This is a genomic window from Ostreibacterium oceani (assembly GCF_009362845.1).
Classification (GTDB): Bacteria; Pseudomonadota; Gammaproteobacteria; order Cardiobacteriales; family Ostreibacteriaceae; genus Ostreibacterium; species Ostreibacterium oceani.
The window spans coordinates 50,529-67,612 of record NZ_WHNW01000011.1; the positions used below are offsets into that span (position 1 = coordinate 50,529).

At 45.7% G+C, this 17,084-nt stretch carries 14 protein-coding genes and 1 pseudogene; 8 read left to right on the forward strand and 7 right to left on the reverse strand.

Annotated elements, in window-relative coordinates; translation table 11 throughout:
* Positions 1-139 precede the first annotated feature (139 nt).
* The 5 genes from leuC (at position 140) to asd (ending at position 5,751) form a co-directional block, all read left to right on the forward strand.
* On the forward strand, positions 140-1,552 hold the full coding sequence (gene leuC / locus GCU85_RS08670) for a 3-isopropylmalate dehydratase large subunit (protein WP_152810788.1): 1,413 nt from the start codon (positions 140-142) through the stop codon (positions 1,550-1,552).
* A gap of 12 nt (positions 1,553-1,564) precedes the next feature.
* Positions 1,565-2,212, forward strand: a complete 648-nt coding sequence (leuD, locus tag GCU85_RS08675) for a 3-isopropylmalate dehydratase small subunit (RefSeq protein WP_152810789.1) — start codon at positions 1,565-1,567, stop codon at positions 2,210-2,212.
* 30 nt (positions 2,213-2,242) lie between these two features.
* Positions 2,243-2,875: a glutathione S-transferase family protein gene (locus tag GCU85_RS08680; protein ID WP_152810790.1), complete on the forward strand. Its 633-nt coding sequence runs from the start codon at positions 2,243-2,245 to the stop codon at positions 2,873-2,875.
* A 573-nt stretch (positions 2,876-3,448) separates the two neighbouring features.
* Entirely contained in the window at positions 3,449-4,537 is a 1,089-nt protein-coding gene (gene leuB / locus GCU85_RS08685; protein ID WP_152810791.1) for a 3-isopropylmalate dehydrogenase, read from the forward strand.
* A 95-nt stretch (positions 4,538-4,632) separates the two neighbouring features.
* Positions 4,633-5,751: an aspartate-semialdehyde dehydrogenase gene (gene asd / locus GCU85_RS08690; protein ID WP_328592823.1), complete on the forward strand. Its 1,119-nt coding sequence runs from the start codon at positions 4,633-4,635 to the stop codon at positions 5,749-5,751.
* A gap of 149 nt (positions 5,752-5,900) precedes the next feature.
* Here asd and GCU85_RS08695 read toward each other — a convergent pair whose 3' ends face one another.
* The 3 genes from GCU85_RS08695 to GCU85_RS08705 form a co-directional block, all read right to left on the reverse strand.
* Positions 5,901-7,262 carry an MATE family efflux transporter gene (locus GCU85_RS08695; protein ID WP_152810793.1) on the reverse strand — a complete coding sequence of 454 codons (1,362 nt, stop codon included), beginning with the start codon at positions 7,260-7,262 and terminating at the stop codon, positions 5,901-5,903.
* Positions 7,263-7,287: 25 nt separating this feature from the next.
* On the reverse strand, positions 7,288-8,196 hold the full coding sequence (locus GCU85_RS08700; RefSeq protein WP_152810794.1) for a YwqG family protein: 909 nt from the start codon (positions 8,194-8,196) through the stop codon (positions 7,288-7,290).
* Between the two features lie 1,088 nt (positions 8,197-9,284).
* A complete protein-coding gene (locus tag GCU85_RS08705) occupies positions 9,285-10,400 on the reverse strand; it encodes an S-(hydroxymethyl)glutathione dehydrogenase/class III alcohol dehydrogenase (RefSeq protein ID WP_152810795.1) in 1,116 nt (371 codons plus the stop codon).
* 553 nt (positions 10,401-10,953) lie between these two features.
* Here GCU85_RS08705 and GCU85_RS08710 point away from each other — a divergent pair.
* Complete coding sequence (locus tag GCU85_RS08710; protein ID WP_152810796.1) at positions 10,954-11,481, forward strand: shikimate kinase; 528 nt, start codon at positions 10,954-10,956, stop codon at positions 11,479-11,481.
* A gap of 2 nt (positions 11,482-11,483) precedes the next feature.
* On the forward strand, positions 11,484-12,434 hold the full coding sequence (locus tag GCU85_RS08715; RefSeq protein ID WP_152810797.1) for a 2-hydroxyacid dehydrogenase: 951 nt from the start codon (positions 11,484-11,486) through the stop codon (positions 12,432-12,434).
* Positions 12,435-12,657: 223 nt separating this feature from the next.
* On the opposite strand, the gene cysK is transcribed toward GCU85_RS08715, so the two are convergent.
* From cysK to rmuC, 3 genes are all read right to left on the reverse strand, one after another.
* On the reverse strand, positions 12,658-13,581 hold the full coding sequence (gene cysK / locus GCU85_RS08720) for a cysteine synthase A (protein WP_152810798.1): 924 nt from the start codon (positions 13,579-13,581) through the stop codon (positions 12,658-12,660).
* A gap of 282 nt (positions 13,582-13,863) precedes the next feature.
* Positions 13,864-14,832: a betaine--homocysteine S-methyltransferase gene (gene bmt / locus GCU85_RS08725; RefSeq protein WP_152810799.1), complete on the reverse strand. Its 969-nt coding sequence runs from the start codon at positions 14,830-14,832 to the stop codon at positions 13,864-13,866.
* 277 nt (positions 14,833-15,109) lie between these two features.
* Complete coding sequence (rmuC, locus tag GCU85_RS08730; RefSeq protein ID WP_152810800.1) at positions 15,110-16,432, reverse strand: DNA recombination protein RmuC; 1,323 nt, start codon at positions 16,430-16,432, stop codon at positions 15,110-15,112.
* A gap of 47 nt (positions 16,433-16,479) precedes the next feature.
* On the opposite strand from rmuC, the gene GCU85_RS08735 reads away from it, so the two are divergent.
* Positions 16,480-16,866, forward strand: coding sequence for an acyl-CoA thioesterase (locus GCU85_RS08735; RefSeq protein ID WP_152810801.1), 387 nt, complete (start codon positions 16,480-16,482; stop codon positions 16,864-16,866).
* A gap of 106 nt (positions 16,867-16,972) precedes the next feature.
* On the opposite strand, the pseudogene GCU85_RS10480 reads toward GCU85_RS08735, so the two are convergent.
* Positions 16,973-17,084 (reverse strand): annotated as a pseudogene (locus tag GCU85_RS10480) (integrase core domain-containing protein); the annotation flags it as partial.

Genomic DNA, 17,084 nt, shown 5'->3' on the forward strand with positions numbered 1-17,084 from the left:
AGATTAGCGCGCTCAGCGGATGGGTATTTGGGTGGCGCGTTTGCAAAAAATCTGCGAACAAATCTGCAAAAAATCTGCAAAAAATCTGCATAACAGGCCAGTATACTGGGCCGACATAATACGTAAAAGAGGTGATGAAATGGGGCAAACATTATACGACAAAATTTGGCAGCGCCATGCGGTTAGGACAGAAAATGATGGCACGGTGTTGCTGTATGTTGACCGACATTTGGTGCACGAGGTCACCTCTCCGCAAGCATTTGAAGGCCTCAAGTTGACCAAACGCCAGCTGTGGCGAACCGAAGCGATATTAGCGGTGCCTGATCACAATGTGCCGACAGATAATCGCAGTGCAGGGGTTGCAGGTATCGCAGACCCAATATCCAAGTTACAAGTCACCACGCTAGATAAAAACTGCCAAGACTTCAAGGTAAACGCCTTTTCAATGACCGATACCCGCCAAGGTATTGTGCATGTCGTTGGGCCCGAGCAGGGGGCGACCTTGCCAGGAATGACGGTGGTCTGTGGTGATTCGCATACCGCGACGCATGGGGCATTTGGCGCATTGGCGTTTGGTATCGGTACCTCCGAAGTCGAACACGTCATGGCAACCCAAACCCTAACACAGAAAAAAACGAAAACGTTTCGCATTAATGTCGAAGGACAATTGCAGCCAGGTGTCTATGCCAAAGATATTGTGCTGGCGATTATCCGCCATATTGGGACGGCAGGTGGAACAGGCTATACGCTGGAATTTGCGGGTTCTGCGATTCGCAATTTGTCGATGGAAGGTCGCATGACGGTTTGCAATATGGCGATTGAGGCGGGTGCGCGTGCGGGATTAATTGGCGTTGATGAGAAAACCATCGCGTATGTCAAAGGCCGTCCATTCGCACCCAGTGGTGAATTATGGGACAAAGCGGTTGGTTATTGGCAAACGCTACACAGTGATGACGATGCGGCTTTCGATAAAGAAGTAACGCTACAGGCGGCCGATATCGCGCCGCAAGTTTCTTGGGGGACATCGCCCGAAATGGTGGTGGATGTGACGCAACAAGTGCCTAAGCCAAGTGATTTTGCGGATAAAGTCAAAGTACAGGCCGCCGAGAACGCGCTGAAATATATGGGGCTCACAGGTGGTGAACCGATAACGAGTATTGCGTTGGATCGCGTGTTTATTGGATCGTGTACGAATTCTCGAATTGAAGATTTACGCGAGGCTGCCAAAGTCGCCAAAGGCAAAAAAGTTGCCAGCACTATCAAACAGGCGATGGTTGTGCCTGGTTCTGGCTTGGTCAAGCAACAAGCCGAAATCGAAGGCCTAGACAAAATTTTTATCGACGCGGGGTTTGAGTGGCGTGACCCTGGGTGTTCAATGTGTTTGGCGATGAATGCAGATAAATTGCTACCAGGTGAGCATTGTGCATCCACGTCTAATCGAAATTTTGAAGGTCGCCAAGGTAACGGCGGGCGTACGCATTTGGTCTCACCCGCGATGGCGGCGGCAGCGGCGATTGCGGGACATTTTGTTGACATTAGAGAATGGCTTTAGGGCGGAGTTAATATGAAAGCATTTACAATAGAAACGGGGTTGATTGCCCCGCTTAACCGTTCGAACGTCGATACGGATGCAATTATCCCCAAACAATTTTTAAAATCCATCAAGCGCAGTGGGTTTGGTGTCAATTTATTTGACGAATGGCGTTATTTGGACGAAGGACAGCCGCATGCAGACAATAGCCAGCGTCCGAAAAATCCTGATTTTGTGTTAAATAATCCATTGTATCAAGCGGCGACGATTTTATTGGCGCGTGAAAATTTTGGCTGCGGTTCGTCACGCGAACACGCCGTATGGGCGCTAGAAGACTATGGTTTTCGCGCTGTTATTGCCCCGAGTTTTGCGGATATTTTTTATAATAATTGTTTTAAAAACGGCGTGTTGCCGATTGTGTTGCCGTTTGATGTGGTGGAGTCGCTGTTTGCTTTGTCTGATGGCACCGCAGTAAAAGCAACCATTGATTTGGCCAAACAAACCGTCTGTGTTGAGAATGAAGTTTATCCTTTTGATATTGATAGTTTTCGCAAAGATTGCTTGCTCAAAGGGTTGGATGCTATTGGGCTAACGCTACAATATGCTGACGAAATCAAAGCATTTGAAGCAGATTATCGCAAAGCTTGCCCGTGGATTTTTGCATCAAACCCACAGAACTAACTCGTCTTAATAATAGAACAGAGGATTTTAATGAAATTAATTATCGGCAACAAAAATTACTCCTCGTGGTCATTGCGTCCGTGGTTACTGATGGCATATCATGGGCTGGATTTTGAAACGGTATTGATCCCCCTTTACTCAGCCGAGATGCCAGCGTTGATGGCAAAATACTGTCCGTCAAAAAAAGTACCCACACTACACGATGGCGCGTTAATTGTGAGCGATTCGCTAGCGATATGCGAATATATTTCAGAGAAATATTTATCGAATAACGGTTGGCCAAGCGATATTGAAACCAGAGCAAAAGCTCGTGCGTTAGCCGCTGAAATGCACTCAGGCTTTTTTCAGATTCGCACTCAGATGCCAATGGACATTCGCGAAAAGCATAAAACCTACGATGCCAGTGATAACGCGTTGTTTGCTGAAATCGCACGCATAGATGCCATTTGGTCACAAGCGGTCGACGATGAATTTTTATGCGGGTCATTTGGCATTGCCGATTGTATGTTTGCCCCTGTTGCCTTTCGTTTTCAAACGTATGATGTGGCATTGTCAGCGCCCGCTAAACGTTATCAGAAAGCCTTGCTCGCACTGCCTGCCATGCAGGCATGGCAAGACGCAGCACTTTTGGAAACCATGATAATAAAAAATTTAAATATTTGATAAAATTATGAAAATATTATCTATTAACTCGGTTAAAAAAGAATTATTGGAGATAAAAGAGACGTTTCTTTTCTTTTGTATCCCTATCATGGGAACAAGTATTATGCTGTATTTAACGAATGAGTTTAATTTTGAAAAGGTAATATGGTTTTTAAATAATTTTTCAATGTCTATTATATCCTTATTGTTATTGTCCATAATATTTTTTGTATCCTTTCTGGTGTTTCTTTTTTATTATGATTTGTTTAACAGAGTAAGAACTAGGTTCGTTAGATGGGTTGCTATTGCTAAAGAAATTAGCCTAATAGCATGCTTTATCTATATCGTTTTTTTTGCGGCTGCATTGTTTTTTAAGTCTGATGAGATTAGCGGGATATTAAAATTATTGTCAGCTACTGTTTTTGTTTGGTTTATTGCCATTTTGCTTCAATCTTTAATGGGATGTTTGAAAGAAAAGGATAGGTGTTTGGCATTTTCATCGCTAGTTATTGTGTTTTTAGCATCCTTTCTTCATTATGTGTTAACGTAGCAGAATTAATTGAATTTTTGTAATAAAATTGTAGGAATTAAACCATGACAAAAAAAATATTATTATTGCCAGGTGATGGCGTTGGACCTGAGATTGTTAAGCAAGCGGAAAACGTGTTACGCTATTTGATTGATAGTGGGCAGCTTGATGCGACGTTAGAGACGGCATTAATCGGTGGCGCGGGTTATGATGCCGCTGGCGTCCCGTTACCTGAGGAAACCATAACCCAAGCACAACGTGCCGATGCGATTTTATTGGGCGCGATTGGCGGACCAAAATACGATACACTGGCGCGTGATTTGCGGCCAGAGCGTGGTTTGCTGGGTATCCGTAATGCGTTAGGACTATTTGCGAATTTGCGGCCTGCAATCTTGTTTCCGCAATTGGCGGCCGCATCGAGCTTAAAGCCTGAATTAGTCGCAGGGCTTGATTTAATGATTGTGCGTGAATTAACAGGCGGTATTTATTTTGGCCAGCCACGCGGTATTGAAACGCGCGAGGTAAGTGGCAGTAATGAAAAAGTCGGCTATAACACCATGGTGTATAGCGAATCAGAAATTGCGCGTATTATGAAGGTCGCCTTTGATATTGCCGAAAAACGAGACGGACGCTTGTGTTCGGTTGACAAAGCTAATGTGTTAGAGGTCTCTGAATTATGGCGCGAAGGGGCTGAGGCCGTTGGTCAGTCTTACCCTAATGTGGCGCTATCGCACCTCTATGTGGACAATGCCGCGATGCAATTGGTGCGCGCGCCTAAGCAGTTTGATGTGATGGTGACCAGTAATTTATTTGGGGATATTTTGTCAGATTGTGCCGCGATGCTGACAGGCTCGATTGGTATGTTGCCATCGGCGTCGTTTGATGAACAAGGCAAAGGGCTTTATGAGCCAGTGCATGGCTCCGCCCCCGATATTGCCGGCCAAGACAAGGCCAATCCGTTGGCCACTATTTTGTCGGTAGAGATGTTATTGCGTTATACGCTGAATGAGGCAACACTCGCTGATCAAATCAACCAAGCGGTTAATCAAGTACTCGACCAAGGCTATCGAACGGCTGATATTATGAGTGACGGGATGACGTTGGTGGGCTGTGAGGCAATGGGCGAGCAAGTGTTAGCCGCGTTACGTCGTTAACCATTACGGCGTTAACCTAGCACGCTTTTAGCGAACTTTAATATAATTAATCAATAAGTTATTACAAGAATAAGCGAGTGAAATAGATGAGTAAAATAAAACGAGTAGGGTTAGTGGGTTGGCGTGGCATGGTGGGTTCTGTGCTGCTGGATAGAATGTGCGCAGAAAATGATTTTGCACAAATTGATGAGCCTGTATTTTTTACGACGTCTCAAGCGGGCCAAGCAGCCCCTGATGTGGGTAAACCCGTGCCAGTGTTACAAGATGCGAATGATATCGCAACACTAAAAACCATGGATGTCATTATTACCTGTCAAGGCGGTGATTATACCCAAGCCATTTATCCGCAATTACGCCAAGCAGGTTGGCAAGGGTATTGGATCGATGCGGCCTCTAGCTTGCGCATGGATGATGAGGCGGTTATTATTTTAGACCCTGTGAATCATTCCGTGATTGACACGGCGATGGCAGACGGTAAAACAACGTTTGTTGGTGGTAATTGCACGGTTTCATTAATGTTAATGGCGTTGGGCGGGTTATTCAAAGCCGATGCGATTGAGTGGATGACATCAATGACGTATCAAGCGGCATCGGGCGGTGGTGCGCGCCATATGCGCGAATTAATTACGCAAATGGGACTGATTCGTGATGAAGTCGCCAACGAGCTTGCCGACCCTGCCAGTGCGATTTTAGATATTGACAGAAAAGTCGCCGATATTATTGCTTCAGGCAAATTGCCCGTGGATAATTTTGGCGTGCCATTAGCAGGTTCGTTGATTCCGTGGATTGATACGGCGCTGGATAACGGGCAAAGCCGTGAAGAGTGGAAAGCCATGGCCGAGACGAATAAAATTTTAGGGCGCATGGCTAACCCGATTGCAATCGATGGTACTTGTGTACGGATTGGCGCGATGCGTTGCCATAGTCAGGCCTTTACGATTAAGCTAAAACAAGCCATACCATTAGACGAAATTGAGCAAATGCTCGCGGCTGCCAACGATTGGGTGCGTGTCATTCCGAACGAACGCGACATCACTGCGCGCGAGTTATCACCCGTTAAAGTCACAGGCAATTTGCATGTGCCCGTGGGGCGGTTGCGCAAAATGAATTTGGGTGATACGTATTTAAACGCCTTTAGTGTGGGTGATCAGTTGTTATGGGGTGCGGCAGAGCCGTTACGTCGTATGTTGCGGATTATCTTAGAGAGTCGCTGATTGAACACCACTGATTGAACACCGCTGATTGAACACCACTGATTGAACACCACTGATTGAACACCACTGATTGAACACCACTATTGAACAAAAGCCACTGATCGAATACGTGGCTTTTGGGGTTGTGCTTTTTGTGCTGCAGCGGGCTGTCAGTGGGTTGGCAGAATTTGCGGGCGAGTTAAGTGGATAAACTTACGTGCTTCTAGCGTTGCGGTAATGGTTAAACCAATGGCGAGTCCCAGCCATAATCCGTAGGCACCTTTGTCCAAGGTAAAAGCGAGCAGTAACGCTACCGGCATACCAATAAGCCAATAACCAATAATAGCGTAGTGCATGGGGGCTTTGGTCTGTTCTAAGCCACGCAGCGCCCCCGCGCCACAGACTTGGATGGCGTCTGGGATTTGAAAAATAGCGGCGATAGTGAGCAGCCCCACCGCGAGGGTCAATACGGCGGTATCATGGCTATAAAGTCTGGCAATATTTTCGCCAAATAAGACAATATTTAGAATAGAAAAGACCATAAACAACGCACCAAGCCCCATGCCTGATAACCCAATGACTCTCGCCTTGGCTAAGTCATTGTGGGCCATGGCTCGCCCAATCCTTGCGGTTAGTGCCATGCTAATCCCCAGCGGTATCATAAATACAAGTGACGCATAGTTAAAGGCGATTTGGTTGGCTGCTGCTGTTGTGACCCCCATTCGTCCTGATAGCATGACCACAAACGCAAACATACCGACTTCAAGCAATAACGCAACAGCATTGGGCAATCCCAGCGAAAAAAAACGCTGAATGGTCAGCAAAGCGGGGCGAGAGAATGCTTGCATTAGCCGATAGTGTCGTGTCTTTTGACTAGATAACAAATAGCCCCAAGAGACAAAAAACACAATGACAATGCTAATCACACTAGACAGCGCAATGCCTGCGGCCCCCATTTTGGGGAAACCAAATAATCCGTGGATAAAAATATAATTACCAATAATGTTAATAGGGATAGACAAGGCGGTAATTAGCATAACGATTTTTGCGTTTTCTATTCCTTCGTTAAAAAAACGTGTCGGCAACATCAACGCCAAAAAAGGAATGCCAATTGCCATTACGCGTAAATAGTCGGTGGCAGGCGCGATAATGATGGATTGGACGCCCACCCAGACCATTAGCCACGGCATATACCAAATCAAAATCATCCCGACAATGCCCACAATAAGCGCTGTCCAAACATTTTGCTGAAAAAGGTGGCGTAGTTGTTCAGTGTTGCCTTTGGCGTGGGTTTTGGCAATCATGGGGGTGAGTGTCATACAAATGCCAATGATAATGAGCGCAACCACATCCCAGAGGATAATGCCTTGCGCCACTGCAGCCAGTGTTAGTTTGCCATCGCTACTGGCCATAATGCTGTCGATAGTGACAATCGACATTTGTAGCAGCTGGTTGAGGATAAATGGCGCACCAATCACCAAAGTGCGCTTGCCTTCAGCGAAATAATCAGCCAGTGAGTTTGAAGCGTCCATACGCACTAATCAGCGAAACGATAAATCAATGGCAATCCCAGTGAAACCAAAGCGATGCGAAGTTTTTATTGCGTAAGTCGTCGGGTCTAATAAAAAAGTGACCAACCCCGTTATCCCCCCACATAATGTCATTATCGCCGTCCATATCGGTATCGATTTGTAGCAGTAATTGGTAACTGGTGTCTGTGCGTGGGTCAGTTTGTGTAAAGTAGGGCGCACCCAATAGTTTATGCCCCTCTGCGGTGGCAGTACGCTGTATGGCGTCGTAAAACTGCTCGGCTTCTTTGTCAGACACCGTAACATCTTCTAATACATTGAATGGGTTGGTTTGCATGGCTGCGGCTAATTCAATGGTGTCAATATTGGGGTAGTCGATTGCCGATTCAAAGGTTAAATAGTGTGCGCCAAAGACGGGGACTAGCGCTTCGTTGTCGATTTCACCCTCGCCCTTGATTGTACTGGGATTGGTGGTATCAAGGGTAGGGAGCTGGCTGGCTTCCCAGTAATAGTAACGAACCGCTTGGGCATCATTGCGTGCATGGTTGTTTATATCGTCAGCGCTATTCTTATTATCACCCCCATCCTCATCCTCATCGAAGTTGGCACCATAATAAGGGTCATACATGGGAATGAAAATCTGTAACAAGCCGTCTTTGGGCAGTGCTGAGGGTAGGTTAATCTCGGCGAAATTGATTTGTGCCAGCAAATAAAGCGGTCGACCCGTTGAATCGACTGGTTTGTCAGGTGTTTTTTGGGGTGTGCCCTCAGCTGAGTTTTCGGGTGATTTTTCAGGTGAGTTATCAGGCCAAAACGGCGTGCCGCCAAACTTACTGGCTAGTGGGTTGGTGTCGTTGGGCTGGTATTTCGCGTGGATACGAATGGCTGATTGCTGGCTTTGCTCAAATGCCTTTTGAAATTCGATGGGAATAAACATATTGCCGATGGATTGGGGTTGACTTAATACCTTATTATACCCTTATTATACCGACTTTATCCGTAGACTGAGAAATTAATACACCAACAGGTGGCGGTGATTTTTATTCTGTTATGATTTTACGGTAGTGGCACTGATATTATAGTGGATTTAGCGGTTAGCTGATGCTTACTTGGTGCTGTTCAAAAAATGAACAATGTAAAAAACCAAGTAGTAACCACGTTTCCACAGAGTTATCCACAGCTTTATCCACGAATTTTGTGGGTAACTCTGACTAAATTTAGTCATGGCGCGCTGCTATTAAAAAATGACATAGCCTGATTAATTGACATTTTTCTGTCATATTTCTTTAAGTTTTTCAGTAGCAGTCACCTGATTTATTTTCCTTAATAAATTCGTTCTCGAATCTTGTGTATAATTAAATCAATTAAAAAACAAATAGTTAAATAATATTGTTTTTTGACGGCGCTGTTTTTTGATGATTTTTAAACGAAATCATGCTGCTTTTCTCAAAGTGAATTTGCATGAAATAAATGTCATCTCGTGATAAGTTTGAGTATCACGCTATTGGTAAGGGGTTTGCCGATGTCAATAAAAAAAATGAAAAAAATGACTTGACGAATTCAATTTATCCACAAGCCGATGAAACACAAATTTTATGTACTGTTTGGTGTAAGAATTAGTCGACAATTTGAGCGAAGGTGATGTGAGAAAATTCCGTAAAAATGCAAAATAAGGGGCGTGAAATAGCAGGCATGCCTAGGCAAATTGATAATCTTTACGCGCCGCCAATTAATCGCCTCATTATAGCCATCATTATAGGCCTTATTATAGCATCAGTGTAACCCTCGCTATAAATCTCGGTATAAATTTTGGCATGGGCCCAGTCTATAAAAATGGGTTTGCAGTGATGCCAATCTAACAGATGCTTAAAGGTATTTAAAGGTATTTAAAAGTACTTATAAAGGTACTTAAAAGTACTTAATAGGGGCAGTCAGGTAAGGTATTGCCTGCTCCCCTGTTGTTAATTTATCCCTTTATTTTACGTAGGCGACGATACGCTAAGATACCCATTATAGGGATACCCATTATAGGCTGTAATCAATGACGCTACGGATTGATTTCCCTTGGTGCATGAGGTCAAATGCGTGGTTAATGTCAGTAAGCCCCATCGTGTGGGTGATAAAAGGCTTGATTTGAATTTCCCCCGCCATGGCTTTTTTAACGAGTGCGGGTAACTCACTGCGACCTTTGACGCCACCAAATGCACTGCCACGCCAGACACGTCCTGTGACAAGCTGAAATGGTCGGGTTGAGATTTCTTGCCCTGCGCCTGCGACACCGATAATGACGGATTCGCCCCAGCCTTTGTGGCAACATTCTAGCGCAGCACGCATGAGATTGACGTTGCCTACACACTCAAATGAATAGTCCACACCGCCGTCGGTAAGGTCGACAATGACGTCTTGGATTGGTTTGTCATAATCTTTGGGGTTAATACAGTCGGTGGCACCCATCGAAGTGGCGAGTTTAAATTTATCGGGATTAATATCAATCCCGATAATACGCCCAGCATTCGCCATTTTGGCGCCTTGGATGCAGGCGAGTCCAATGCCACCTAGACCGAAAATCGCAACGGTTGCGCCCGCTTCGACTTTGGCGGTGTTATTGACAGCGCCTATACCCGTGGTTACGCCACAACCGAGTAGACAAGCCTCTTCGTGTGGCGCATTTTCATCAATCTTGGCCACCGAAATTTCGGGTAATACGGTGTATTCACTAAAAGTTGATGTGCCCATGTAATGATAGATAGGTTTACCTTCGTAACTGAATCGAGAGGTGCCATCTGGCATTAAGCCTTTGCCTTGGGTGCTGCGGATTTTTTGGCAGAGATTGGTTTTCCCTGATTGGCAAAATTTGCACTCGCCGCATTCGGGCGTATAAAGCGGTATTACGTGGTCACCAACCGCAACAGAAGAAACCCCATCGCCGACAGCAACAACGATACCCGCACCCTCGTGACCTAAAATGGCAGGGAAAACGCCTTCTGGGTCTTCGCCTGATAAGGTGAATGCATCAGTATGGCAGACACCAGTGTGGGTGATTTTGACCATGACTTCCCCCGTTTTTGGGGGCTCGACATCGACTTCAATAATTTGTAAAGGTTCACCAGGGGCAAAGGCGACGGCTGCACGTGATTTCATGATGTTCTCCTGATTGGTTGTGTATTAGTTTGTGAGTATTAGTTTGTGAGTATTATTTGTGTTATTAGTTTAATTGGACAAGGATGCGATGAACGGGGTGAACGATACAAGCGAATATCCGATAAGCAAATTTTCGATAAGCGGATGTTCGATAAGCGAATGTTCGATAAGCGAATTATCTAAGTCGCGACAAAGCAATCGCAACGAAGCAAGTCTCAACTAAGCGTTATTTGTCATTTTTGTCAGCTTAGCCATATAAGTTATCGAATAATGCGCTTAAAATCAACCAATGGATAAAACAATGGAGAGAAATTGTGTATTTACATTGCGTATTTTAGTTGAGTGCCATGAAAAAATAGGCAAAAAATATGCCTTAAAATCAAGCTATGCTAAAATAAAAAAATCTCACGCTAGGTGAATAGTTGGGTGAATAGTTGGGTGAATGGCTGGGTCAATAGCTGGATGAATAAAAACAACAAAGCGGAAGTGGTGAAAGACTTGTTTTTGGGTCAGTTTGGGGCGCGTTTGAGGCACGTTTGGGGGAGAAAGTCGGGTGATAGAATTAACAGGTAATATTGTTTTGGTCGGTCCGATGGGCGCGGGTAAAACAACCTTGGGCAAAAAAATCGCCCAGCATTTTCACGTGCCGTTTATTGATGTCGATGATACTATCGAGCAACACTTGGGGGTCGATATTCAGACCATTTTTGATACCGAAGGCGAGTCAGGATTTAGGAGCCGTGAAGCGGCTGTGCTTGATAAAATCTTTGAAACGAATCATTGTGCCGTGATTGCAACAGGCGGTGGTTGCGTATTGACAGAGGCCTGTCGTCAAATGATTATGCGTCAGCGGCTGGTTGTCCATACAGACGTTGGGCTAAACCAACAGTATATCCGTCTGCGTCATGATAAAAAGCGGCCGATTCTGCAACAAGGCAATCTAAAAAACACGCTAAAGCGATTGCGCGCCGAACGCCATGAATTATACTGCGGCGTGGCAGATCTCTATTTACTGACTGATGGACGTAGTTTTCGTTCGATGATCCAATGCGTTGAATCCGCATTAACTGATCAAGTATAGCAATGCCAGCGACAATGCCAACGAAAAAATACATCATGATTTATCACCCCGATAATCATTATCTGACAGGGTTTGTCTCGCAATTGCAAAGCGCATTGCCTAATCACCAAGTATCCAAATGGTCTGCTGGTATGGCGGTAGACTATTTGCTGGCATGGCAGCCCAACGCATCGGTTATGCAGACGCCTAATTTATCGGTGTTGTTTAGTTTAGGTGCGGGTGTTGACGCGTTATTGAGGCAAGCGAAGGATTTGGATTTGTCTGTCCCAATCGTTCGTCTAGTCGATGCGGGTATGGGGGCGCAAATGTTTGAAATGGCATTGTACGCAACGTTGGTTTATTCGCGTGATTTTCAGCGGCTTGCCAATGCACAGCAGCAAAAACGCTGGCTAGATATATTATCACTAAAGCGCTTGCCATTTACGACACCTATCGGGATTTTGGGGTTAGGGGCGTTAGGTGGGTTTGTTGCTAGCAAAATGGCGGCATTGGGGTATTCTGTCAGTGGCTATTCCCGAGACAAAAAAGTCATCTCGGGTGTGACGTGCTACTGTGGCGATGCATTATCTGAATTGCTCAACCGCAGCGAAGTGCTTATTAATTTATTACCGCTAACCCCGCAGACGCAAGGCATTTTAAATAAACAGTTAATGGCGCAATTGCCACGCGGCGCGTTTTTGGTCAATCTGGCGCGCGGTGAGCATTTGGTGGAAGATGACTTGCTATGGGCGTTAGATAATGGCGTGCTATCGGGGGCGCTACTCGATGTGTTTCAAGTCGAGCCATTGCCTGTCACGCACCCCTTTTGGACGGATGAACGGATTATCATCACACCACACATTGCGGCGCTGACACAACAGGATGACGCCGTCGCGCAAATTGTCAATAATATCCACGCGTTTGAAGCGGGTCAGCCAATGACAGGGGTGGTGGATAGAGAAGCGGGCTATTGATGGGTTATTGATGGGTTATTGGATGAGTTAGCGGTTTATTGATGGCGTGCGTGACGAGGGTGAGCGATAGGGGCGGGACTAGAGATAGAGGCTAGAGATAGCACTAGCACTAGGCTAAAGCCACCCCGTTAGTGATTGGCGGATATAACGGGGCGGTCAAAGCGGCTCGGTGTGTCAAAATGTAAAATAACGATGGCATTACACGACGGCATTACACGACGTATTACTGCGCGATGTCGTATAAAAAGGTCGTTAGGTAACGCTCACCATTCGATGGGGTGATGGTGACAATTTGCTTTCCTGGTTCATTTTTTGCAAATTGTTGTGCGACATAGGCCATTGCGCCACCTGAAATACCGACTAATACACCTGCTGATTTAGCGAGTTCACGCGCGACTCTGACCCCATCGTCGACGTTGACTTGAAAAACCTCATCATAAAGACTGGTATCTAATACAGTGGGAATAAAACCTGCCCCAATGCCTTGGATTTTATGTGGTGCAGGGGGCTCGCCCGATAACACGGCGGATTCAATTGGTTCTACGGCGATGATTTTCAGATTGGGGTTTTTCTCTTTTAAATATTTGCCCGCGCCGGTTATCGTACCGCCCGTGCCAACGCCCGAGATAAAAATATCAATATTGCCACCAGTTTGCTCCCAGATTTCAGGGCCAGTGGTTCGATAATGAATATCGGGGTTGGCTGGGTTATCAAATTGCCTAGCGAGAAAGGCGTTGGGACTGTTTTCGGCTAACTCACTGGCTTTGGCAACGGCACCTTTCATGCCGAGTTCTTTGGGCGTGAGTACCAATTTGGCGCCATAGGCTGTCAGTAGTTTGCGGCGTTCTAGGCTCATGCTTTCAGGCATGGTAATCGTCAATGGGTAGCCTTTGGCGGCAGCGATGCAGGCCAGCCCAATGCCTGTGTTGCCCGATGTGGCTTCGATAATTTCCATACCAGGTTTAAGCTCACCGTTGGCTTCTGCCGTCTCGATGATGCTGAGTGCGATGCGGTCTTTTACACTAAAGCCCGGGTTAAAATACTCTAGCTTGAGCAGCACATCAGAATCAGCCGTTGATAGGGTTTTGGCATGGAACAACGGCGTATTGCCAACGAGTTCGGTTACATTTTGGATAATTTTGCGCATATCGGTTCCTCTTTTGGTTAGTGTGCTTTTTATTAGTAGAGTCAGCGCTGAACGCTTTGTATTGACGCTTTTTCTTGACGCGCTATATTGACTCGATACACTTATTGTAAAGGAATTTGCGTCAGACTAAGCTATCGATAAAGCATACTATATGAAGGTTTGTTATAGGTGAAGTGGTCTTGAAGGAGTATTGGAGTGGTCTAGCGGTGCTTGGCAGCAAGCAACACGCTAGACGAGAAGGCAGAAAAGGCGACAGAAAAGGCGGTAGGACAGGCGGTTGATTTAGCTGCGCGCCGCATTCACCGCATCGAGTGCGGCGCGCATCGCGCGTAAATGCGCAGGTGTTGTGCCGCAACAGCCGCCGATGACACGAATACCGCTTTGTGCAGCTGTTTTGGCGTACTCGGCCATGGACTCGACGGTACCTGTGTAGCAGATTTCACCGTTTTTAAATTGTGGCACACCGCAATTGGCTTTGACGACTTTGATAATATCAGGCGCGACTTTGGCTAGTGCAGCGAGGCTTTCCTCCGCCCCGACACCGCAGTTACAGCCAATGGCGGTAACGTCCTCACCCAGCGTTTGGTGTTTGAAATCAGAAAATGCCGCAGGTGAAATACCCATCATGGTGTGTCCATGCGTGTCAAAACTCATTGTCGTGACAATCGGCAGACCAACGGTTTTGGCGCCTTTAACGGCGGCAATGACCTCTTCTAAGGCTGACATGGTTTCAATCCAGATAACATCGACACCACCATCAGCTAGCCCTTGGGCTTGCGCCGCAAACATGGCAGCGGCTTCATCTTCGGTTAGCGTGCCAAGTGGAAATAACATTTCACCCGTCGGACCGATCGAACCACCAACGGCGAGGGTACGACCGCTGTTGTCAGCGACTTGGCGCGCGATGGTGGCTGCGGCTTTGTTGATGTCATAAACTTGGTCTTCGGCGCTGTGTAGTTTGAGGCGGCTCGCGTTGGCGCCAAAACTATTCGTCAAAATAATATCAGCGCCTGCATCGGCAAAAGACTGGTGTAGCGCGATGATTTTTTCGGGTTGAGAGAGGTTCCAAAGCTCGGGTGCGTCGCCTGCGGTTAATCCCATGTCAAACAGGTTAGTACCTGTTGCGCCATCTGCCAATAAGGCTTGTTGGCGGTCAAGGAGTTGCAAAAAGCGGTTGTCGGTTTTTGACTGCGCTCGGGGCTGCGTGTGGGGCTGCGTCTGGGGCTGCGTCTGGGGCTGCGTGTTGTTCATAGTGGTCTCTCGAAAACAGATTATTAGTTTAAAAAACAATTTGTTGTGTTTTTTGAGCAAATTGATGTCGTATTTTTAGGTTAGCGTTGATTTTTTCTGAGTGTAGCATGTTTTTTAATTGCTTGTGCGTATTTTTTAGCGTGTTTTATTACCGATTATTATAGGCGGGTTTTATCGTGCTTTATTGCCGTGCTTTATTGTCGTACGCAATGGCGATACTGTAGTGGTAGTGGTATGCAATGGTAGCATTCGATGGTGGTATTTTATAGCGATATGGCTACGATGTTGTTTCTTTGTCGGTTGTTTGGGTGACGTTAATATCCCATTCATCGGTGGCTTCAATTTTTTTAAAGTGGTGGCTGATTTTGTTGGCAGACGTGTTGACTTCTTGCACATCTCGATTGGCTTGATCGATATGCTTGGCCAAATTGTCCATGCGTTTTTGAAAACGGTCAAAATCCGTGCGCAAGGTATAGAGTTGCTCGCGTAAAATGTGTGCTTGTTTACGGGTGGCATCATCCTTGATGACCGATTTTGCCGTCGCCAAAACCGCCATTAAGGTTGTCGGTGATGTCAGCCAAATTTGCTTGCGTTGGGCGTACTCAACGATATCCTGATGGTAGGCATGAATCTCGGCAAAAATAGCTTCGGCAGGAATAAATAAAATGGCTGAGTCACCCGTTTGTGGTGGCAGAATATATTTGTCTGCAATATCATCGATATGTTTTTTGATGGCACGTTTAAATTGTTGGCCAATCACGAGGTCATCGTTGGGTGATTTAATGAGTTGTTTGTACGCATCAAGGGGAAATTTTGCATCAATAACCATATCACCACTAGGCTCTGGTAAGTGAATAATGCAGTCCGCACGTTTGTTATTGCTTAGTGTGTATTGAAAGTCGACAAACTGCGGCGGCAAGACATTTTCAACAATCGTTTGTAACTGCATTTCACCGAAAGTCCCCCGTGATTTTTTATCGGTCAAAACATCTTGTAGCGAGACCACATTATGGGATAAGTCATCGATGCGTTTCTGTGCCGTATCGATAATGCTGAGGCGTTTTTGTATATCAGTAAAGGTGGCTTGCGTTTTGGTAAATCCTTGCTCAAGCTGCGCATTGACACGGTTTGAAATGTCTTTTAGGCGGTTTTCCGTGGTTTGGTTAAGGCGCTCAACATTATGGCGAACTTGTTCGGTTTGATTTTTGAGTTGCTCAGTAATGCTTTGTTGTAGCTGAAAGAAAGTCGTTTGTTGATTTTTGTGTGATTGCTGTTGGTGCGTGTAAAGCCCTTGTGATAAACTTTGAAAGCGTTGATCGATGGCGCTTTTTGTGTGTTCATGCTCTTGGCGTAGCTGTTGATGGTACTGATTCATGGTATGCGATTGGTGCTGCATACGCTGTTCAAACGCCTGTGAAAGCTGTGAGATAAGTTGTTGGTTTTGTTTCTCTATTTCTATGTTTGCCGCGGCTTTTTGGTGCAGGCGGCGAAGCCCAAGATAAACAAGTAGTGCGAGCAGTGTTAATAAACTCAGTAATAATAAGATGGTCGATTCGATTGGATGTTGCTGTATCCAATCGCCAAACTGTGGTAAATTCATAAACCTAACCCAATGCGAATTGCTGACAATAAACGATAATAAAAACGATGTTTAACGATAAATCCATTCAAAGTATAACAGATGCGAGCCATTTAGTATTATCCGTTATTCCTTTCCCTAAGGATACCAATCCGGGTGGGATTGTTTTTGGCGGTTGGACATTGGCACAGTTTGACGTGGCAGGCTCTGTCATTGCGCGCCGCGAAGCACGCAAACAAAACATGAGCCTAGTCACCAAAGCGGTCAATCATATGGAATTTATTTTGCCGATTTATGTGGGTGATCGCGTTAGTTTTTATGCGCAGCTCGCTTCACAAGGGAGTACGTCCTATGTGGTTGACATGGTGGCAACGGCTGAGCGCTATAGTGGCGAAGGGGTCGAGCTGGTTGCCAAGGCGGCGTATGTTTATGTGCAGATTCGACCACGAAATTAATGGATTAATTATGCCGTTGTCTTTGACGAAATCACAAGCCAATACGGGCATGGTTAATATACCACTCGATAGGATAAGCTGTAAGAAATCCTCGCGTTGTTTACAGTTAGGTTAACTCAAAGTAGTGACTAAGTATCTCATAAGGTGTTGCGTTGTTCAAACTTTTGTGCGGTTTGACAGTATTGTAAAAATTGATGAATCGATTTAATTCCAATCGT